General features: G+C 36.7%; 24 protein-coding genes. 11 read left to right on the top strand and 13 right to left on the bottom strand.

Annotated features, from left to right (window positions below; all coding sequences use genetic code 11):
* Nucleotides 1-57: 57 nt before the first annotated feature.
* The 4 genes from acuA (at nt 58) to BAQ48_RS05570 (ending at nt 3,514) form a co-directional block, all read left to right on the top strand.
* A complete protein-coding gene (gene acuA / locus BAQ48_RS05585) occupies nt 58-690 on the top strand; it encodes an acetoin utilization protein acetyltransferase AcuA (RefSeq protein ID WP_071710330.1) in 633 nt (210 codons plus the stop codon).
* Nucleotides 691-708: 18 nt separating this feature from the next.
* Nucleotides 709-1,353, top strand: a complete 645-nt coding sequence (locus BAQ48_RS05580) for an acetoin utilization AcuB family protein (RefSeq protein ID WP_000634583.1) — start codon at nt 709-711, stop codon at nt 1,351-1,353.
* Complete coding sequence (gene acuC / locus BAQ48_RS05575) at nt 1,350-2,516, top strand: acetoin utilization protein AcuC (RefSeq protein WP_071710329.1); 1,167 nt, start codon at nt 1,350-1,352, stop codon at nt 2,514-2,516. The genes BAQ48_RS05580 and acuC overlap by 4 nt, the downstream gene beginning before the upstream one ends.
* 122 nt (nt 2,517-2,638) lie before the next feature.
* Complete coding sequence (locus BAQ48_RS05570; protein WP_116758477.1) at nt 2,639-3,514, top strand: alpha/beta fold hydrolase; 876 nt, start codon at nt 2,639-2,641, stop codon at nt 3,512-3,514.
* Nucleotides 3,515-3,757: 243 nt separating this feature from the next.
* Here BAQ48_RS05570 and BAQ48_RS05565 read toward each other — a convergent pair whose 3' ends face one another.
* Complete coding sequence (locus BAQ48_RS05565) at nt 3,758-4,447, bottom strand: response regulator transcription factor (RefSeq protein ID WP_071710327.1); 690 nt, start codon at nt 4,445-4,447, stop codon at nt 3,758-3,760.
* Between the two features lies 1 nt (nt 4,448).
* Complete coding sequence (locus tag BAQ48_RS05560; RefSeq protein ID WP_071710326.1) at nt 4,449-5,903, bottom strand: sensor histidine kinase; 1,455 nt, start codon at nt 5,901-5,903, stop codon at nt 4,449-4,451.
* Nucleotides 5,904-6,052: 149 nt separating this feature from the next.
* On the opposite strand from BAQ48_RS05560, the gene BAQ48_RS05555 reads away from it, so the two are divergent.
* The 3 genes from BAQ48_RS05555 to mscL all read left to right on the top strand — a co-directional run bounded on the left by BAQ48_RS05555 (nt 6,053) and on the right by mscL (nt 8,264).
* Complete coding sequence (locus BAQ48_RS05555) at nt 6,053-6,733, top strand: ankyrin repeat domain-containing protein (RefSeq protein WP_071710325.1); 681 nt, start codon at nt 6,053-6,055, stop codon at nt 6,731-6,733.
* A gap of 77 nt (nt 6,734-6,810) precedes the next feature.
* Entirely contained in the window at nt 6,811-7,737 is a 927-nt protein-coding gene (locus BAQ48_RS05550; protein WP_071710324.1) for a Gfo/Idh/MocA family protein, read from the top strand.
* Between the two features lie 128 nt (nt 7,738-7,865).
* Nucleotides 7,866-8,264, top strand: coding sequence for a large-conductance mechanosensitive channel protein MscL (mscL, locus tag BAQ48_RS05545; protein ID WP_016135469.1), 399 nt, complete (start codon nt 7,866-7,868; stop codon nt 8,262-8,264).
* Between the two features lie 47 nt (nt 8,265-8,311).
* Here the strand turns inward: mscL and BAQ48_RS05540 are convergent, their stop codons facing one another.
* Nucleotides 8,312-8,584, bottom strand: a complete 273-nt coding sequence (locus BAQ48_RS05540) for a DUF3917 domain-containing protein (protein WP_000636584.1) — start codon at nt 8,582-8,584, stop codon at nt 8,312-8,314.
* A 152-nt stretch (nt 8,585-8,736) separates the two neighbouring features.
* On the opposite strand from BAQ48_RS05540, the gene dhp61 reads away from it, so the two are divergent.
* From dhp61 to BAQ48_RS05525, 3 genes are all read left to right on the top strand, one after another.
* Nucleotides 8,737-9,033, top strand: a complete 297-nt coding sequence (dhp61, locus tag BAQ48_RS05535) for a protein Dhp61 (RefSeq protein WP_071710323.1) — start codon at nt 8,737-8,739, stop codon at nt 9,031-9,033.
* Between the two features lie 81 nt (nt 9,034-9,114).
* Nucleotides 9,115-9,351, top strand: coding sequence for a DUF3949 domain-containing protein (locus tag BAQ48_RS05530; RefSeq protein WP_071710322.1), 237 nt, complete (start codon nt 9,115-9,117; stop codon nt 9,349-9,351).
* Nucleotide 9,352: 1 nt separating this feature from the next.
* A complete protein-coding gene (locus tag BAQ48_RS05525) occupies nt 9,353-9,715 on the top strand; it encodes a DUF4288 domain-containing protein (protein ID WP_071710339.1) in 363 nt (120 codons plus the stop codon).
* A gap of 33 nt (nt 9,716-9,748) precedes the next feature.
* Here the strand turns inward: BAQ48_RS05525 and ccpA are convergent, their stop codons facing one another.
* The 4 genes from ccpA to BAQ48_RS05500 all read right to left on the bottom strand — a co-directional run bounded on the left by ccpA (nt 9,749) and on the right by BAQ48_RS05500 (nt 13,159).
* Entirely contained in the window at nt 9,749-10,747 is a 999-nt protein-coding gene (ccpA, locus tag BAQ48_RS05520; protein ID WP_001103288.1) for a catabolite control protein A, read from the bottom strand.
* A gap of 436 nt (nt 10,748-11,183) precedes the next feature.
* The gene (locus BAQ48_RS05510; RefSeq protein ID WP_071710320.1) at nt 11,184-12,203 is read right to left on the bottom strand and encodes a CamS family sex pheromone protein; all 1,020 of its coding nucleotides are present in this window, start codon (nt 12,201-12,203) and stop codon (nt 11,184-11,186) included.
* 117 nt (nt 12,204-12,320) lie between these two features.
* Complete coding sequence (ytxJ, locus tag BAQ48_RS05505; protein WP_001057467.1) at nt 12,321-12,647, bottom strand: bacillithiol system redox-active protein YtxJ; 327 nt, start codon at nt 12,645-12,647, stop codon at nt 12,321-12,323.
* On the bottom strand, nt 12,647-13,159 hold the full coding sequence (locus BAQ48_RS05500; RefSeq protein WP_001197718.1) for a DUF948 domain-containing protein: 513 nt from the start codon (nt 13,157-13,159) through the stop codon (nt 12,647-12,649). The genes ytxJ and BAQ48_RS05500 overlap by 1 nt, the downstream gene beginning before the upstream one ends.
* Nucleotides 13,160-13,345: 186 nt before the next feature.
* Here BAQ48_RS05500 and BAQ48_RS05495 point away from each other — a divergent pair, with 186 nt between their 5' ends.
* Nucleotides 13,346-14,461, top strand: coding sequence for an aminopeptidase (locus BAQ48_RS05495; protein ID WP_071710318.1), 1,116 nt, complete (start codon nt 13,346-13,348; stop codon nt 14,459-14,461).
* A 40-nt stretch (nt 14,462-14,501) separates the two neighbouring features.
* On the opposite strand, the gene BAQ48_RS05490 is transcribed toward BAQ48_RS05495, so the two are convergent.
* The 6 genes from BAQ48_RS05490 to BAQ48_RS05465 form a co-directional block, all read right to left on the bottom strand.
* The gene (locus BAQ48_RS05490) at nt 14,502-14,933 is read right to left on the bottom strand and encodes a hypothetical protein (RefSeq protein WP_071710317.1); all 432 of its coding nucleotides are present in this window, start codon (nt 14,931-14,933) and stop codon (nt 14,502-14,504) included.
* Nucleotides 14,930-15,334, bottom strand: coding sequence for a PH domain-containing protein (locus tag BAQ48_RS05485; protein WP_071710316.1), 405 nt, complete (start codon nt 15,332-15,334; stop codon nt 14,930-14,932). The genes BAQ48_RS05490 and BAQ48_RS05485 overlap by 4 nt, the downstream gene beginning before the upstream one ends.
* 101 nt (nt 15,335-15,435) lie before the next feature.
* Nucleotides 15,436-15,990: a GNAT family N-acetyltransferase gene (locus tag BAQ48_RS05480; RefSeq protein WP_071710315.1), complete on the bottom strand. Its 555-nt coding sequence runs from the start codon at nt 15,988-15,990 to the stop codon at nt 15,436-15,438.
* Between the two features lie 165 nt (nt 15,991-16,155).
* The gene (murC, locus tag BAQ48_RS05475) at nt 16,156-17,466 is read right to left on the bottom strand and encodes a UDP-N-acetylmuramate--L-alanine ligase (RefSeq protein ID WP_000219454.1); all 1,311 of its coding nucleotides are present in this window, start codon (nt 17,464-17,466) and stop codon (nt 16,156-16,158) included.
* Nucleotides 17,467-17,717: 251 nt separating this feature from the next.
* The gene (locus tag BAQ48_RS05470; protein WP_000658365.1) at nt 17,718-18,836 is read right to left on the bottom strand and encodes a nicotinate phosphoribosyltransferase; all 1,119 of its coding nucleotides are present in this window, start codon (nt 18,834-18,836) and stop codon (nt 17,718-17,720) included.
* A 61-nt stretch (nt 18,837-18,897) separates the two neighbouring features.
* The coding region (locus BAQ48_RS05465) for a DNA translocase FtsK (RefSeq protein WP_131800839.1) at nt 18,898-21,439 on the bottom strand (2,542 nt) is incomplete at its 5' end.

The following is a 21,439-nucleotide window of genomic DNA, read 5'->3' as shown; positions in this document are numbered from 1 at the left end:
ATATTATAAAGTACGATATTAATAGATTCTCAAAACCTCAAGGTGGTGAGCAATACATTGATCCATAAGAAAATATATAATGCTAGAAACTTAAAAACAGCGAAAGGCACTTTAATTATTGAAGGTCCTGTCTCTACACATAACTTAGAAATGTATGAATTTCATCCAGATTTAGTTGCGTTTCGTCCTGCCGAGCAACAATATAAAGCAATTGTCGAAATTTCTAAATTACCAGAAGCTCGTCTCATTATTGCTAGACATGACCAAACGATCGTTGGATATGTTACATACTTGTATCCTGATCCTCTCGAACGATGGTCAGAAGGAAAAATGGAGAACTTAATTGAGCTCGGGGCAATTGAAGTCGTCCCAACCTTCCGCGGGAGCTCTGTCGGAAAGAACTTATTAGAAGTTTCTATGATGGACGATTATATGGAAGATTACATTATATTGACGACTGAATATTATTGGCACTGGGATTTAAAGCAAACAGGCTTAAATGTTTGGGAATACCGAAAAGTAATGGAGAAGATGATGAATGCTGGTGGTTTACAATGGATGGCTACAGATGATCCTGAAATTTGTTCCCACCCTGCCAACTGTTTAATGGTACGCATCGGAAAACGTGTTGATACGGATTCTATTCAAGCTTTTGATCGTCTACGTTTTCACAATCGCTTTATGTATTAATAAAGGGGGGCAACTGGAATGATTGTAGAAGAAATTATGAATCAAAATGTAGTGACACTACATCCAAACGATACAATCGAAACAGCAATCCGAACGATACGCACGAAAGGCATTCGGCACATTCCAATTGTCGATCAAAATAATCATGTCGTAGGCATTATTTCTGATCGGGATGTAAGAGATGCAAGTCCATCTATTCTAGATGAACAAGTTTCACTCGATATGCTGCAGCAACCGCTTGAACTTATTATGAAGCATCCTGTTATGACTTGCCATCCTCTCGATTTCGTTGAAGAAATTGCTACTTTATTTTTTGAAAACAAAATTGGCTGTCTTCCTGTGACAAAGGCTGGAAAGTTAGTTGGAATTATTTCCGAATCTACTGTACTGCATACGTTAGTGAAATTAACAGGCGCACATCAACCGAGTTCACAAATTGAAATTCAAGTAAAAAATGAGCCTGGTATTCTAGGAAAAGTCGTTGCTATTTTTAGTGATTTACAAATAAATATCGTGAGCGTTCTCGTCTATCCAGCAAAAGATGAGAATGATAAAGTACTCGTTTTCCGCATTCAAACGATGAATCCTCTAAAAGTAATTGATGCACTTGAAGCAGAAGGCTACCGCGTATTATGGCCGAACATTATGGGGATGCAAGCATGAGTAGCGCGTTTATTTATTCGGATGACTTTCGGGGCTATTCCTTTAGCCCTGATCATCCTTTTAACCAACTGCGCGTCACACTTACGTATGATTTATTACAAAAGGGTGGTTTCATCTCTCCTTCCCAAATCATCTCACCACGGATGGCTACAGATGAAGAAATCGCCTACGTTCATACAGAGGAATACATAAATGCGGTAAAACGTGCTGGAGAAGGTAAGTTAGAAAAATCAATTGCGATGACGTATGGACTCGGAACAGAAGATACACCGATGTTTCCAAATATGCACGAAGCAAGTGCATTACTCGTTGGCGGTACATTAACAGCTGTCGATGCTGTTCTTTCCGGGAAAGTAAAGCACGCTCTTAATTTAGGGGGTGGCTTACATCACGGTTTTCGCGGCAAAGCCTCTGGATTTTGCATTTATAATGACAGTTCCATCGCAATGAAATATATACAGAAAAAATACGGTTTACGTGTTTTATATATTGATACAGACGCTCATCACGGTGATGGTGTACAGTGGTCTTTTTACGACGATCCTAACGTATGCACTATTTCATTACATGAAACTGGGCGTTATTTATTCCCTGGAACTGGCGCTGTAAATGAACGCGGACAAGGTAATGGCTATAGTTATTCTTTCAACGTTCCACTCGATGCTTTTACAGAAGACGAATCGTTTTTAGATTCCTATCGAACTGTTGTAAAAGAAGTTGCCGCATACTTTAAACCCGATATTATTTTAACGCAAAACGGCGCTGACGCACATTATTACGATCCACTTACACACCTTTGTTCAACAATGAATATTTACCGTGAAATACCGAAGCTCGCTCGCGAAATCGCTAATGAATATTGCGACGGTCGCTGGATTGCTGTCGGCGGTGGTGGTTATGACCACTGGCGCGTCGTCCCAAGGGCTTGGGCACTCATTTGGCTCGAAATGAACAACATCCAAAACATCTCAGGTTATCTTCCTCCAGAATGGATTGACGCTTGGAAAGGACAAGCAGAAACAGAACTTCCCCTAACATGGGAAGATCCAGACAACATGTATAAACCTATCCCCCGCAAACCGGAAATTGAAGAAAAGAATGCATTAACTGTAGCGAAATCCCTTGAAATTATTCGGAATAATATGACAAAATCTTTGTACTAAACGAAAAGGAGGCTCGTTTTTGAATAGCCTCCTTTTATTTGTTGTCGGTTTCTGTCGGTGAATCGGTATATTTTAATAATCGCTGATATATTTTTATTTAGTAACAGTCTGGCCCAATTTTTATGTGGAAAGGTCGTAAAATTATGTGGACACAACAAATAATTAACACGAAACGCGGCGCATTCGAACTCTTCACAAAAGGAAATGGCGAACCGCTTTGCATTACACATCACTATTCACAATTCAATGAAACTGGGGATTACTTTGCGGATGTTTTCACTTCTACGCATCGTGTATTCCTCATTAATTTACGAGACGCTGGTAATTCTGTAAAAGCCAAAGTAGAAAACGAATTAAGTATGATTGAAACGATTCACGACTTAGAAGCAATTAAAGAAGCTTTGCAATTTTCCACATGGCATTTCGCTGGCCATTCAACTGGTGGTATGCTTGGACTTTTATACGCGATTACATATCCAACTTCCTTACAATCATTAGTCGTGACCGGAGCCGCAGCAAGTAACTATACGGAAACACCATTTTGTATTTATCATCCGGAACATCCACAGTTTCATTATATGCAACTGCTCATCGAAAACTTAAAAAGCCCTCATCTTACAAGTGAAGAACGGAAAGAACTATCTACTAAGAGAACAAAATTATCATTGTATAAACCAGAAAACTATAACTCTTATTTTTGTAAACCAATCATAAAAACAATGTCAGCTAGCCGGATGAACGCTTTCGCCAATGACTATCCGTCATTTGATTTAAGAGAGTATTTACCTTCTATCCAAACAAAGACACTTATTATGTGCGGACGACACGATGTACAGTGCCCGATTCAATATTCTATCGAGATGCATGATAGCATACGTAATTCTATCTTTGTGATATTTGAGGAGAGTAATCATTATCCTTTTTTAGAAGAAACCACTCATTTTACTTCTACTACTCAAACATTTTATAAATCATTACACCAGTACCGTTATTATTAAGGAAATATAAACAAATAAAAGAACACAAGAAATAACCAATAAACCTACATCAAGTAGTACTGATTTTTTATCTCTATCTTTTAAACTTACCTTAGAGCTAGAAATACTTTTAATTACTCAAAATGTAGCACGCCCTTTCATGCTCTTCTATGTTTTATCTCTGTATATCCCAACATAAATTACCTATTTTCCCCTTTCGTTCAAATAACACATAAAAAACCTGCCAATTACTCGGCAGGTACATTACACATTAAAACGATAACCAGCTCCCCACACTGTTTCAATATATTGCGGGTGAGCAGGATCTCTTTCAATTTTTTCACGTAGCTTTCTAATGTGAACAACGACAGTGGCTAAATCACCCGCGGAATCTAATCCCCAGATGCGTTCAAATAACTGTTCTTTATTTAATACTTGGTTTGGATGTGTTACAAAGAATGTTAATAAATCAAATTCCTTCGTTGTAAATGCGATTTCTTCATTGTTTATAAAAACTTTTCTCGCCCGTTGATCGATAGAGATTCCGTGAATATATAACGTATCGCGTTGCTTACTTACATTTCCTGATAATCGTTCATAACGAGAGATATGCGCCTTTACCCTTGCAACTAATTCACTTGGGCTAAACGGTTTCGTTATATAATCATCCGCACCTAATCCGAGACCACGAATTTTATCTATATCTTCCTTCTTTGCTGAAACAAGTAAAATCGGAATGTCTTTTATAGCTCGAATTTGCTTACAAATTTCGAATCCGTTCATCTTCGGAAGCATAATGTCTAAAATAATTAAATCGTAGTCTTCTTGCAAAGCCCTTTGTAAACCTGTTTCTCCAGAATGCTCTACATCAACTTGAAAATCACTAATTTCTAAATAATCTCGCTGTAATTCTGCAATGCTGATTTCGTCTTCTATTAGTAAAATTCTTTTCAAATTACTCACCACATTTCTCTACTTTTTCCAACGAGAAGAAAATACTTGTGCCTTTCCCAAGCTCGCTTTCTGCCCAAATCTCCCCGCCATGTTCTTCAACAATTTGTTTTGCTATCGCTAAGCCAAGTCCACTTCCACCTGTACTAGAGTTTCGTGATTGCTCTGCACGATAAAAACGTTCAAAAATATAAGGAAGTGTATCAGATTCTATACCTGATCCATTGTCCATTACTTTCACAATAACTTTATTGTTATCACTTGATACCGTTACAGTAATTTTCTTTTCTTCTTTATCCATGTATTTCACACTATTATGAATTAAATTTGATATCACTCTATTTATCTTTTCGCAATCAGCCGTTACATATAGTGGTGATGCATGTAATTGTAAGTGAATTTCTATACCTTCTTTACTTAAATCCATCTGCATCTCTTCTATTAATTCTTGCATAAACATATTTAATTCAACCGTTTCAAACTGAAAGGGAACTCGATTCAAATCGAGCTTCGAAAATAAAAATAGTTCGTCAATGAGTGTATCCATATGCCTTGCTTTCGTATGGATAGTCGTTAAGTACTTATCCATTTTTTCAGGTGTATTTGCTACCCCGTCTTTTATTCCTTCTACATATCCGATAATAGATGTAATCGGTGTTTTTAAATCATGAGAGATGTTTGAAATGAGCTCTTTTCGATTTTCTTCATACTGTGTTTGCATCTCTATCGACTCTTTTAATTTCTTCCTCATTTCCTCAAACCCTTGATTTAATTGTCCTATTTCATCGTGTGATGTAACTGGTATTTGAAAATCTAAATTTCCTTCTTTAATTTTCTCAGTCGCATCTTTCAATACAAAGATTGGTTTTATCACACTTCTGGAGACGAGGTAACTTAATAATCCAATAAGCAAAATGGCTAAAAGTAAGAGCGATATGAACAAAATCGGAAATAATTTCTGTGTAAGGTCTACAAATGAACTTTGCTTTTTTAATACAAATATACTACCTTCTTCTTTCTGCGGAAAATAAAAATCAAATTTTACATATCGATAAAATGTATCGCCTAGTTCCGTTGTACCACGACTATTAATATTTGCTGATTCAAATTTCGGAAGGGCTTCTGTTAAGGTTGAACTTTCAAATTCTTTCGAAGCATATGAAATGGAATCTCCCTTTCTTACAGCTATTTTCACACCTTCTTTTTCAATTGATGAAACGAACGATTCATCTAATAGTTGTGATTGATGTTGCTTTGCCGCTAATTTCAATTCAAGATACGCATTCTCTTCTTCTTGTGTAAGCGGCTTTTGAATATAGGAACTTTTATAAAAATTTTTCACTGACTCCAAGTCGCCTGTTATTGAAAAAACAATTAAAAACCCCGCGACTAATATGAGCGTAATAGAAACGAGAATAACGGCAATATAAGAAAATAAAAACCTTGTTTTAATAGACATATGTTAAATCCTCACTTTATTAAACCTTATTACTCATAAGCATAAAAATATATGTTCAAATACTCAAGCGATTTTATAGTAATTTTAGCGTCAGTTTATAAAAATTTAATGTTCTTATTTTAGAGTTGAAATTAGGAGGTTGAAATTCCATGTTCAAAAAAACATTAAGCATGATATGTTGCGTAATTTTTTTACAAGGTTGCTCGCAAGAACAAGAAGTTAAAAAGGAGATGACAAACATGGAGACAGCACTACTAACAGCTACTGAAAAGCAGGAAACGAATACTGTTATATCATTGCTCAAAAAAGGGGCCGACATAAATATAACGGACAATAAAGGACGTACTCCTCTTATGATTGCCACATACAAAAATGATGTAAAAACCGCCAAAGCTCTTATCAACGCTGGGGCTGACGTAAATGTTCAAGATGATATGAAAAATAACCCATTTCTATACGCCGGTGCAGAAGGTTATTTGGATATTTTAAAACTAACGATTGACGCTGGCGCCGATCCATCCCTTACGAATCGGTATGGCGGAACAGCTCTTATCCCAGCCTCGGAACATGGCTATATTGATGTTATAAAAGAACTCCTCACGCGAACAAATATTGATGTAAACCATGTAAATAATCTCGGGTGGACCGCCTTAATGGAAGCTATCGTACTAAGTGATGGAGATGAAACGCAACAACAAGTCATTCGCCTTCTAATTAAACATGGTGCTGATGTAAATATTCCAGACAACGATGGTGTTACCCCGCTAGAGCACGCTCGGGCTCATAATTTTGAAGAGATAGAGAAGATTTTAATAGAAGGACAGAAGTAATCCTACTTTTTGCCTTCCTCCCCCGCCCTATGCTACATTTAACCCGTTACATCAATATTGATAGGGTGGGAATAAACATGAACAAACCTAAAATCGGGATGATTGGTCTTGGAAGTATTGCACAAAAAGCTTACCTCCCAACACTTACAAATGAAACAAATTGGAATTTTGTAGGGGCATTTACACCTAATGCAGAGAAAAGAAAACAAATTTGCCAGCAATATCGTATTCAAGATTTTCATTCTATGGAAACGTTAGCTTCAGAATGTGATGCAATCTTCGTTCATAGTTCAACTGCTACGCATTATGAAATCGTTTCTACACTTCTTGAAAAAGGAATCGATGTTTATGTAGATAAACCGTTAGCTGCTACTGTGGAACAATCTGAAAAACTAGTCGAAATGAGTGAAAAGTATAATCGAAAGTTAATGGTTGGATTTAATCGCCGTTTCGTTCCTATGTACATCACTGCCAAAGAACAAGCTAATGATATTTCATGGATTCGAATTGAAAAGCACCGCACAAATAAAGTAGGGCCAAATACGTACGATTTTACTATGCTAGATGATTACTTACATATTGTAGATACTGCCCGCTGGTTAGCTAATGATAACCTTAACGTCGTTCATAATATGATGCAAATAAACGAAAAAAATGAACTCCTTTATGGACATCATACATACACAACAGCAAACGGGCTCTTACTCTCTACAGCCATGCATCGTCATGCAGGTACAAACTTAGAACAAATTGAACTTGTAACGACAGGAAAAATCATTCGTGTAAAAAATATGAATACATTTGAAATTGAGGCAGAGAACTCTGTTTCACAAAGCGGTTCTCCGTCATGGGAAACGACATTAAAGCAGCGCGGCTTTGAAGATGCTGTTCATCATTTTATTGAATGTGTACACGGAGATACAAAACCTGTTGTGGATGGATTAGAAGGATTAAAAACGCAGCAAATGTTGCAATCTCTACTGGATAATGTAAACAAAAATTAAAACGGATACATTTTTCAGAATTTACTTTCATTCCCATTTCCCCTTTATTTCTCTCGTAAATTTCTATAGAATATGTTGATAGGAATTATAAATTTCATATTGAATCGTGGAAAGGGTGGGATTAACACATGTGGAACGAGTTTAAAAAATTCGCGTTCAAAGGGAACGTAATCGATTTAGCTGTCGGGGTTGTAATCGGTGCTGCATTCGGTAAAATCGTTAGTTCATTAGTAAAAGACATTATTACACCATTACTTGGTATGGTATTAGGTGGCGTTGACTTTACAGATTTAAAAATTACATTCGGTAAATCATCTATTATGTATGGTAACTTCATCCAAACTATTTTTGATTTCTTAATTATTGCAGCTGCTATCTTTATGTTCGTTAAAGTATTCAACAAACTAACATCTAAAAGAGAAGAAGAAAAAGAAGAGAAACTTCCAGAACCAACAAAAGAAGAAGAACTTCTTGGCGAAATTCGCGACTTATTAAAACAACAAAACTCTTCTAAAGATAGAGCATAATTGAACGGACAAAAGGCATGCCCCGAGGGGCATGCCTTTTCTATATGTTATAACGTTTCCGAATTCATATGAATAAATAAAATAATACCAGCAACCATCAGCACCATAATACTACCTGCAAATAGTGTAATACCGATAAACATTAAGCTTGTGCTCATATCCACCGATACATTTTCAATAAAAATAGAAATTACATACGTGATAAGGGCAATTCCTGCAAGAATACTTCCTGGAACAAATCGCTTGAAGCCATTTTGTTTTAACGTCATATATGCAAAAATAGCAGTCATACAAAGCGTAATTATCCAAAGAACGATCATCTTTTCTCCCCCCTCACAAGCCTTTTCTTTCTATTATACATGACATTGCCCTATAATAGGTAAATTTGCACTTATGTGACATATAACAAGGAATACCCTCATCTGTAGCGAAGGCTTTATAACATACACTTATACAATAAGGAGGCTTCCACTTGGAATATACTACCACATGTAAATTAGAGCTAACCGAACGATTCGATTATGTTACGGTTGACTTAGACAAACAGTTTTTTTACATCGAAGTTGTAAATTTGCAAAGTAATATAACTGTACTAAAAATATCAATTAACTTAGAAAAAGACGAAACGATGGTAGAGGGAAATATAACTCAGTATGATACGTTGCACATAGATGCATTATTACAAGGATTAAAAGGCGTTGCACAAACATGTATCGATCGCCATTTAAGGAGCGAAGAAGAACTCTTCGCATTTTTAGAAGAAAATTAGCCTTAACAAAAAAATGGATATACTTTGTATTAATTGATATGATTACCATATATAAATATTCTTTATAAGGGAGTGTTCATAATGATTTGGATTTCACTAATCGTATTAGCCTATTTCATCATTCTCGTCCCAATACAGTATAACTACATTAAAATACTCAAAGAAAAACAGAAGAAAATGAATGTGTCACAAAACGAATTATATGACAACATGTCTTATGAAGAATCTCAAATACATTACCATTACCAAAGTAACGTATTTACAATACCAGCTTCACTTGTCGCAAGTATTATTTATAAGGTCAAACATGCAGTATAATATGTACGCTGTAAAATTATTATTTGAATCTGTTCATTCTGGTGAGCCTGATCCTACGAAAATTGATGAGCATTATGAAGGAGATCACGATACACTTTTTGAAGAAAGCATCATTCTTGTTAAAGCGAATAGTTTAGAGGAAGCACATGTGCTAGGTGAAAAGCTCGCTATACAATCTGAATTAACGTATGAAAATGTGTACGAGGAGAAAGTCACATGGAAGTTTCGAAAAGTGTTACATGTGTTTGAGTTAAATGATACGTCATTTGAAACAGGGACAGAATTGTACGCAAGATTTTTACACGTTAAGAAAAATGAAACTGTCGATACAGTAGTTAAACAATACTATCCTGAATACGAATAAAAGCTCACAGCAATCGCTGTGAGCTTTTTATACTTACTTCGTTGAATCTCTAAATTGGATACGGTGAGGTAAGATAACAGTGTGATCTTCCACTTTTTCTTTGTTCATATACTTCGTTAATAGACGCATTGCTACTGCACCGATATCATACATTGGTTGTACAACTGTCGAAAGCTGCGGGCGTACCATTAATGCTAGGCGTGTATTATCGAAACCAAGTACTTCTACATCAGTTGGTACGTTTAATCCAGCGTCTTGTGCTGCGTGGATTACACCTAGTGCCATTTCATCAGAAGATACGAAGATCGCTGTCGGCTTTTCATCAATGCTCCAAAGCTTTTCGAATGCTTCGATACCTGAATCATATGTGTAATCTCCATCAATTATAAGATTTTCATCATATGAAATACCTGCTTCTTCTAAAGCTTTTTTATAACCTTGTAATTTCTTTGCGCTTCCCGCTTTATCAATGAACGGACCAGAGACGAAACCGATACGCGTATGGCCTTGCTCAATAAAGTGCTTCATTGCATCATATGCTGCTTGTGTATAATCAATATTTACTGATGGCGTTTCATTTTTCTCATCGAATGACGCTGCTAATACAATCGGTACTGGAGACTTTTTAAATTCTTCAATATGAATGTCTGTAATATCTTCACCCATGAAAACAATTCCGTCCACTTGTTTTCCAAGCATCGTATTTAATAAATGGAATTCTTTCTCTTTGTTTTGGTCAGAGTTACTTAAAATGATGTTATATTTGTACATTGTTGCGATATCTTCAATTCCACGCGCAAGTTCCGCATAAAATGTATTTGAGATATCAGGAATAATAACACCCACTGTAGTTGTCTTCTTACTTGCTAGTCCACGTGCTACCGCATTTGGGCGGTACCCTAAACGATCAATTGCTTCTAATACTTTCTTTCTTGTTGTAGGCTTTACATTTGGGTTACCGTTCACAACGCGTGATACGGTAGCCATTGAAACGTTCGCTTCGCGCGCTACATCATAGATTGTTACGTTCATCTCATCGCACACTCCTTCTATTTTTGTTATCTATTTTTATGTATCGGTTACTTGAATGAAAAAAAGACATCAACTCTATTTGCAGATGCCACCAATCGTCCCGAGTTCTTCCTTTTACTAATGATACGATAAAAACGCAGGCTCATACAATATTTTCCCGCAAAAGTTTCGAAAAAATTCGCTTCTTTTCTCGTATTTCCGTATTTTTCATGAAAAAAAGGGCATTTTTTGTAAAAATATAGATGTTTCATAATAAAAAACCTTATTTTAAGCAGTACGATAGTAAATGAAATTTATATGAGCGATTTTTTAAATATATCGACTTACCAACAAAAACCGACAATGACAGTCACTATATACTAAAAGAAAACTGTTCCAAAATGCCTTTTTAGAACAGCTCCTTAAAAGTTTTTATCGTTTACTTCCAAATGCTTTTTTATAAGAAGGAAACAAACGGTTTATCGCTGTTTTTCTCTTTTATAATAACAGCCTCGATTTTACTCTCGGACTTTATTTGTAATTGTACTTTCGTATCTTTAGGCAATTTCTCTAACATACTTTGAGCAGCCATTTGGGTAAGGGCCATTAATTCTGTTTTACCGTTATATTTAATAACAATATTCATATTTAATGTATCCATTTGCTGCTGTTTATACGAAACTTTAGCATTGACTGGAATGTAATCTCCAGGAGAAAACTTTTTTATTGACTCAGCAAATTCATTTATTTTTGTATTATCTTCTCCACGCGCTTGTTTAAATTCATCAGAAGGATATGAATATGCTTGTTCATCAATCGTACCCCAGTTTCCAAGGTTCGTATCATTCTTTTGAACAGTAGCACTAGCAATATACGTACCATTTTTTAAAGAACTTGTATTTTCTTGCTTAAAGATCGCAAACGTAATTGGAGATTTGTTATATTTATCGTTTTTATTAATAGCTTCTATAAGTTGTTTAGCAACTTCAGTACCTTTAGAAATAGCCTCTTCATTAGACACACTTGAAGACATAGCTAAACCAATCGTAACGCCAGATAAACTTAATTCGTTTGAATTCTGCTTTCCGAAATAGTCTTGTTCAATAATGTTCGTCAACACTGGTGCTTCTACTTTCGCAACTAATTCATCAATTAACTTCTCCGGAATGTACTGATTTAATTGAAGCACATGATTTTCTGTATCAAATTGCCCTTTTGCAATATTCATTAAACCATTTTCATATTCTGCTAAATCTAATTTAGAATTTGTTTTTATATTAGCTGTATTAATCACCTTTTGTTCTTTTAAAGGAATAACAGTTCTATAATAATCTTTAGAAACAGCCGTTCTTGGAATCATACTTTTTTCTTTCGTATCCTTTTGTATAACTTCATCCTTCTTACTAATCGCATTATTACTACCACAAGCTCCCAGTAATAAACTTACGACCGCGAAGGATAATGCCATTTTCTTCATTACTTAAAACCTACTTTCAACAATCTAGTTATTTAGTTTGAACTATTAACAGTGTACCATTAAATATATTTCAACAAAAACAAAAAAAAGAAGCAAGCACCTTTCGCTTGCTTCTTTTTACTTGATATTCTCTTCTAACGCGTCTTTTTTAATGTTCCAATGAGACGTATTCCATACTACCATCCCATCTTTTATGTATAACACTTGCGGAGATTCATGTCTAATACTGTATTGTTCTGCAACACGATTCGAAACATCTCTCGCATCTTGTACGTATAAATAGTAAGCTGGTACTGCTCTTTCTTCACTACAATACGCTTGAAACTCTGTGTATGCACCATGACTAATCGGGCATGTCGTACTATGTTTAAAAAGAACATATGGCTCATTCTTTTCCACTAATACTTCAAGCTCTTCAATTGTTTCAAGTTTTGTCATATTCATCATGATTCACCTCTCATACGAAGTCTAGAGCGCTTCTCTTTCTTCTCTGCTTTTTTCTCAAGCCTTTCTAGTTTACGCTCTTCTTTTTCAACCTTCTTCTCTTGTCTTGTTGCACGATAATGATTGTATACTTCAATTGCTGCGCTACTCCATTGTACAACTTGCGCTACTTTATCTGCATTATTTTCAATTTCGTCCGTAACAGACTCTGATACATTACGAAGTTTCGTATTTAAAGAATGGATTGTCGTCCCAATTCCATCTACACCTGCTACTACTTTATTTAACGACTGTGACTTCTGTTGAATATCATCAGCTAACGCATTTGTCTTATGTAATAATTGCTCCGTCTCTACGCTAATTCCTTGCATTTGCTTTTCTAGACCTTCTAACGTGCTTGCAACGTTTTCTAACGTCTTTTGAACCGATAACAACGTTCTGCATACATACACTACTAATACAGCGAAAGCAACCGCGATAATGGCTGCACTTACATATAAAAGAACTTGCATTTCATCACTTCCTTTATCTTTTTCATACTTTCCCCTATTATACAATCATTTGCCGTTTCATTCTAATCCCTATATTCCATTAGAATTTTCATACTTATTCGTTAACTTTAACATAAATGATTCAACAAATTCCACTAAGTAGGTTACAATAGGGGAGGATACATAATTAGTAGGGAGGCTTTACATATGAAAGATCCACGCATTGAAAAGTTAGCATACAATTTAATTAACTACTCTATTCGCTTACAAAAAGGTGAAAAAGTATTAATTGAAAACTTCGGCTTACAAAAAGAACTTGTAACTGCACTTGTTAAAGAAGCATATGCAGCTGGTGGTTTCCCATTCGTTTCTTTAAAAGATCATCAAGTAGATCGCTCTTTATTAATGGGTGCTACTGAAGAACATTTCGAACAAATCGCTGCATATGAAGCAAGCGTAATGAAAGATATGGACGCTTATATCGGTCTTCGCTCTGGCGATAATATTAACGAACAAGCTGACGTTCCAAGTGAACGAATGAAAGTTCACGGCCAAACAGTTGGTAAGAAAGTTCATAGAGACATTCGCGTTCCAAAAACGCGCTGGGTTGTTCTTCGCTACCCAAATGCTTCTATGGCACAGCTTGCTAAAATGAGCACAGAAGCTTTCGAAGACTTCTACTTCGAAGTTTGTAACTTAGACTACGGTAAAATGGATAAAGCGATGGATAGCCTTGTCGCATTAATGAATACAACAGATAAAGTTCGCTTAACTGGTCCTGGAACTGATTTAACATTCTCTATTAAAGACATTCCAGCTATTAAATGCTCAGGTCATTTAAACATTCCAGACGGTGAAGTATACTCTGCACCAGTTCGCGATTCTGTTAACGGTACAGTTTCTTACAACACACCATCTCCTTACAACGGTTATACATTTGAAAATGTACAACTTAAATTTGAGAACGGTCAAATCGTTGAAGCAACTGCAAACGATTCAGAACGCATTAACAAAATCTTCGATACAGACGAAGGTGCACGCTACGTTGGTGAGTTCGCAATCGGCGTAAATCCATACATCTTACATCCAATGGGCGATATCCTATTCGATGAAAAAATCGATGGCAGCTTCCACTTCACACCTGGACAAGCATACGAAGATGCATGGAACGGCAACAACTCAAACATTCACTGGGATTTAGTATGCATCCAACGCCCTGAATACGGCGGCGGCGAAATTTACTTCGACGACGTACTAATCCGTAAAGACGGACGCTTTGTTGTATCTGAATTAGAAGCTTTAAACCCAGAGAACTTAAAATAATAAAAAAAACGCTCGGGATTTTCTCCGAGCGTTTTTTTTATTATTTTAATAACTCTTTCGCCACATTTTCTGGCACTTTAAAACTCATTTTTTTATTTTTCATTTCAACTTCAACATACGGGACATCTTTATATACTGTCATCGTACCAATTTCATGTAACTCTTTTTTATCTTTACTCGAATCCGATAATTTTGGTGTATCTTCTTGATACATTTTAAATGTTTTCCCTTGCGGAGTATCTAACGGAGCCGATTCCATTTCCCACTTATCCATTTTCATGACCTCGAACAGTTTTTCAATTTCTTTCTTATCGGTAATTACTTTTTTCTCAATTGAATCAGTAAGAGATTCAATTTCAATTTTTTGTGCTTTTTCTAAGTTCATATCAGCCTTTTCCTTCTTCGTACTACATCCTATTAAAAGAATAGATGCCGTTAATAAAAGCACAAACAACGTACAGATTCTTTTCATTTCTTACCCACCATTTCTATTTTTACATGTGGATTCTCTTTTTCTACAAGCGACAAAAACTGCTCCATATGTTGCGGCATCGCAACCATATGTACTTTATACGTATTCGTCGTAATTTCAAGAGATTTTCCAACTTGACGAACAACTCTAATATCTTTTAATACAACATCATCATTTAAAATACCGTACTTTAATACACCATCTTCTACTTTATGCTTTTTAATAAATATTTCCCAAACGAGTGGTACATTTACAATGAAGCATAGCCCCATCCCAATCAGCGCTGACATCCACTGCTCTTTATTTGTGAAAAGCATGACAATTGGATACACAAACATAAAAACTAACGTGAGACTCACAAAAATTACTGCTGATTTACTTCTTTGAATTGGAAAGTCCATACCTACACCCCCTAACCAAATTATACCACTATTTCCATTTTACTTTATAAAAAAAAGGCCATTTACAAATGACCTTTTTAAACAATTTGTCATAAAATTTCTTACTTACCCTGAATCCCTTTCCATTCTGAAGCTAATAAACTATATACAGCAATATCCTGAAAATGATCATATATCCATTCGTCATCTCTTAAAATACCATCTAATTTAAACCCTAAACGCTCTGGAATCGCGCGGCTTTTTGCATTTTCAACGCCGCACCGAATTTCAACTTTATTCAGCTTTAAATTTTCAAATGCATAGTGAAGTACAGCCTTCACGCTACGCGTCATAATACCTTTCCCTCCAGCATCTTCCGCAAGATAATATCCAAGACTCGTCGCTTTCTTCCCCCAGCTCACTGGATGAATGCCTACCATCCCAACGAGCTTTCCTTTATAGCGTATACCACTTTCAAAACCGTCTCCCTCTGCAAATTTCTTTAACCACATCGGGAAAATTTCATCATAAGCATCCGCAGATTTTGTCCCATCTACCCAAGGGAGCCATCTTCGTAAATGATTACGGTTTTGATTTATTAATTGATATAATTCCTCTTTATGATGTTTCTCTAATAGTTGTAGTTCGATTTCTTCGTCAACTCGGAGTGTGAACATGATTTTTAGCCCCTTTTTAGTTTTCTTATTATTCTAACATCTACGGATGGAAAATTCCCCTCTAACATAACAACGATTTTTGAAATATATCGACTTACCGACCAAATTCGACAACAATACTACACAGCAAAAAAGACGCACAGCCATAGCTATGCGTCTTTTCTATTACTTCTCTGCAACTTGAACTTCTTTTACGTAAGCTGCTTCGAATTTTTGGATGTCTCCTGCGCCCATGAAAATAAGAACGCCGTTTTTATGTTTCTTTAACACATCTGTTGTTGTATCTGTAATTAGTTCTGCACCGTCAATACGCTTCTGCAGATCTTCGATTGTTAATTCACCTTTGTTTTCGCGTGCTGATCCGAAAATATCACATAAGTATACTTGGTCAGCTTTGCTTAGGCTTTCTGCGAACTCATCTAAGAACTTTTCTGTACGTGAGAATGTATGTGGCTGGAATACAGCTACAACTTCACGCTCTGGATGTTTTTGACGAGCTGCTTCAATCGTTGCGTTAATTTCTGTCGGATGGTGTGCATAGTCATCGATGATAACTTGCTCTCCCATTGGCTTTTCATTAAAGCGACGTTTTACGCCTTCAAAAGTTGTTAATTGATGTTTAACCGCTTCTACATCAACGTTTTCATAATGGCAAAGCGCGATTACTGCTAATGCATTTAATACGCTGTGATTGCCGTATCCAGTAATTTTGAACGTATCATAGTACGTATTACGAACGAATACATCGAATATTGTACCATCTGTTCTCTTTTGAATGTTACGTGCTTGGAAATCATTATCTTCTCCAAATCCATAGAAAATAACAGGTACTTTCGCTTGAATTTTTTGAAGTTCTTCATCATCACCACATGCAATAATACCTTTTTTCACTTGCAATGCCATCTCTTGGAATGCACTGAATACATCATTGATGTCTGAGAAATAATCTGGGTGATCGAAATCAATGTTTGTCATAATTGCATAGTCTGGATAGTAAGACAAGAAATGACGACGATACTCACAAGCTTCAAATACAAAATACTTACTATTTTCTACCCCATGCCCAGTTCCATCTCCAATAAGGTAAGATGTTGGGTGTGCGCCTTGCATTACATGGGCTAACAAACCTGTAGTTGATGTTTTTCCATGTGCACCAGTTACAGCAACACTTGTGTACTGATTCATAAGGTCACCTAAAAAGTGATGGTAACGATGTACTGGGATATTTAATTCTTTTGCTGCTACGATTTCTTCATGCGTGTCAGGAAACGCATTTCCTGCGATAATCACTTGTCCTTCTTTAATATTATTTTTATCAAAAGGAAGGATGGAAATACCACGCTTTTCCAATGCTGTTTGTGTAAAGAAACGCTTTTCATAATCAGACCCTTGAACAGTATGCTTCATGTCATGAAGAATTTGTGCTAATGAACTCATTCCTGTTCCTTTAATTCCTACAAAATGGTAAACTGTCATCTTAAAGAACCTCCAACATTTCGAACTAATACAACGGCCTATCTATAAGACAGTATATGAATCTTTTCTTATTTTGGTAATCATCATACATTTCTGATGAAGTGAAGTTCTCTTTTATCTTCACTTATCAGGATAAACACGTACGTACTTCTTTTATGTCCATAACAAACTTATTATAGCAAAAAACCAGCTGTTATACTATGATAACAGAAAAACTGATAGGGTCAATCACCTATCAGTTTTTCTCTTTTTTACATATCTTCTCTTGTTTCCAATTGAACACGCTCTAGACGTGGGTTTGGACGGTATTTACGACCAGCCTTAGCTTCTGGTTTTCCATTTAATTCTACGTTGTCACCAGTAAAGCCAATATTCATTTTTAATAAGCTACTTCCTACGCCGTATATATCGACAGGAACATTTTGAGCTTCAAATTCACGAATACGCTTCTCATCAAACCCTCCAGTTACAACGATATCTACATGTTGGAACCCTTCCTCATCAAGAGCCTTACGAAGTGCAAATACAAGCGATGGATTTACACCACGTGGATCAAATGTTCCAAGTACTTCTGGATGACGAATAAAGTATTGATCGATCATTGTACGAGACGTATCGACACGCACACCTTTTAATGTTGATCCAAATTCACGTGCTACGCGAAGTGCATCTGTAATGACATCATTGTTGTAATCAATTAGTACGACTAATTCATCTTCTGGGAATTTCTTATGATATGCTTTTGCCGCTTCAACAACATCACCATTAAACATTTGAATTAGTGCGTGAGGCATTGTCCCCATACCACTCTTGCCCCACCACTCATTCATAGCATGCGTCGCTTGTGCGCTCATACCTCCGATGTATGCCGCATAACCATCACCCGCTTGTTGCGTATAATGATCATCACGATCTCCCATGAAAATAACTGGTTTTTCTTTATCTACACTACGTGCAGCTTGGACAACGTTATATACGTTTGTCGCAACTGATGTACGACGAGCTAAAATCCCATCAATTACACCTTCTAAAAATCCGAAATTTTCATAAGGGCCATGAATTGTTAAAACTGTTTCAAATGGACTAATATTATCGCCATCCTTTAAAGAATGAATTTCTAATTCCTCAGGATTTTTGGCAAATGTCTGTAGCAATGCGATTACTTCATCTGTTCCGCAAAGTACTGCATTCTCTTTTTGGAAAAACTGCATCGTTACAACACTTTTCGGGCGAAATTCTTCAATGATTTCTCTAGTTTTTAAAAAGTAAACGGCGGAGAACCAACCTTCTCCAACACGCTCATCAAATTTAAATGTTTTATTTGTTAGTCGATTTATTTCACCTTTTAATTTTAATTCAATTTCTTTCATGTCGCTTTACTCCCTACTTTACTATCCAACATTTTCTCTTAGTATACAGCAAAACCTGCTACTATACATTTGTTTCCTGCATAGCAGCAAATTCATCCTCAGAAATAAGGACATCTCTCGGCTTTGTTCCTCTTGCTTCAGAAATAATCCCTTGCGATTCCATCTCTTCAATGAGGCGGGCCGCGCGATTATAACCGATACGGAATTTTCGCTGTACAGAAGATGTGGACGCTCCCCCTTGTTCTACAACAAATTGACATGCATCTAAAAACAATTCGTCTTCCGACTCAGCCTGTTCTGTTTTCGCTAATAAATCCTCTTGCTTAAATAAGTAATTCGGCTTCATTTGCTTTTTCACATGGTCAACTGTTTTTTCAATCTCATCATCCGATACATATACGCCTTGTACACGAACTGGCTTCGATGTACCGTTCCCTAAAAATAACATATCACCACGGCCAAGTAATTTCTCCGCGCCCCCGATATCAATAATCGTACGCGAATCAACTTGAGACGATACAGTAAATGCTATACGCGTTGGAATATTTGATTTAATTAAACCTGTAATAACATCTACAGATGGACGCTGCGTCGCAACTAATAAATGAATACCACAAGCACGTGCTTTTTGTGCAATACGACAAATTGCTTCCTCAACATCACCAGGCGCTACCATCATTAAGTCAGCTAACTCATCAATAACGATAACGATATAAGGTAATGTCTCCCCTGGAATTTCTCGTTCACTTACAATTGTATTATAGCGGGTTAAATCACGAGCACCAGCGTGCGCAAATAATTCATAACGACGCTCCATCTCTTCAACTGCCCACTTTAATGCAGCTGTCGCTGCTTTTACATCCGTAATAACAGGCGCTACAAGATGCGGAACAGAATTGTATGGTGCAAGCTCAACCATCTTCGGATCGATTAACATTAACTTCACTTCATGTGGTTTCGCTTTATATAAAATACTCGTTAAGATTGCGTTAATACATACACTTTTACCTGAACCTGTTGCACCCGCAATAAGTCCGTGTGGCATTTTTCGAATATCCGTTACAATTGGATCACCTGAAATATCAAGCCCTAGCGCAACAGTAAGCGGTGATTCACTTTTTGTAAACACAGGACTTCTTAAAATTTCACGAAGAAATACTGGCTTACTTTCTTTATTTGGAACTTCTATTCCAATCGCACTTTTACCTGGAATCGGCGCTTCAATACGAATATCTTTCGCCGCTAAGCTCAACTTAATATCATCACTTAAATTTGTAATTTTATTTACTTTCACACCTGGGTCTGGTTGTACTTCAAAGCGAGTTACCGCTGGACCTTGCGATACATTAATAACATGTGCGCCAACATGGAAATTATTAAACGTCGTATCTAATAATTCTCTCTGTTCATCCAACCATTCCGTATTATCTAACGCTGCTTGCTGTGGAATTGCCAACAATGTTAATGGCGGAATAGCGTATGTCGGTGGTGTTTGCAGTACATTTCGCATATCGTTCTCTCTTTGATTTACAACATACGCCTTCTCTTGTACTTCCGTACTTGAAATTGGCTCTCGTACTTGCTCTACCACCACTTGTTGCACTGGTTGTTCTTCCACTTGTGATTCTACCACTACTTGCTGCATTGGTTTCTCTTCCACTTGTGGTTCCACTGCTACTTGCTGTACTAGTGTTTCTTCTACTTGTGGTTCCACTGCCACTTGTTGCACTGGTGTTTCTTCCACTTGTGGTTCCACTGCCACTTGCTGCACTGGTGTTTCTTCCACTTGTGGTTCTACTGCCACTTGTTGCACTGGTTGTTCTTCCACTCGTGGTTCTACTGCCACTTGTTGCACCGGTTGTTCTTCCACTTGTGGTTCCACCACTACTTGCTGCATTGGTTTCTCTTCCACTTGTGGTTCCACTGCCACTTGTTGCACTGGTGTTTCTTCTACTTGTTGTACAGGCTTACTCTCTACTCGTTCACTCATAAAAGATTGCATTGCATTTGCTCTAGCCGCATGTCTTTCCATTAATCGTGTTCTATCTTGTTTCAACATAACAACATTAAATGGTACGTGACGCTTTTTCTCACGTTTTGGTTCTTCTTTTTGTACAACTGGCTGCTCTTCTGCAATCGGTGTTTCTTCTACAACTTGTTGCTCTTCTACGACCGGTGTTTCCTCTACAACTCGTTGCTCTTCTACGACCGGTGTTTCCTCTACAACTCGTTGTTCTTCTACGACCGGTGCTTCCTCTACAACTTGTTGCTCTTCTACGACCGGTGTTTCCTCTACAACTCGTTGTTCTTCTACGACCGGTGTTTCCTCTACAACTTGTTGCTCTTCTACGACCGATGTTTCCTCTACAACTCGTTGCTCTTCTGCAATTAAAACATCCGCGAAGCTTTGAACATCTTTCTTCGTTTGCTCATCAGCCTCAGCAACATGTATGAACTCATTCTTTTGTTCAATTGCTTCATTTAACAACATTTCTTGCTGCGTTTCCTCAAGTGTTACAGAATCCGCTTCCGCAATTACTTCTACTTCTTCTGACTCTTCTGTTTCTGCAATTACTTCTACTTCTTCTGACTCTTCTGTTTCT

Source organism: Bacillus luti (genome assembly GCF_001884105.1).
Classification (GTDB): Bacteria; Bacillota; Bacilli; order Bacillales; family Bacillaceae_G; genus Bacillus_A; species Bacillus_A luti.
This window is presented reverse-complemented; position numbering and strand designations above follow the sequence as displayed.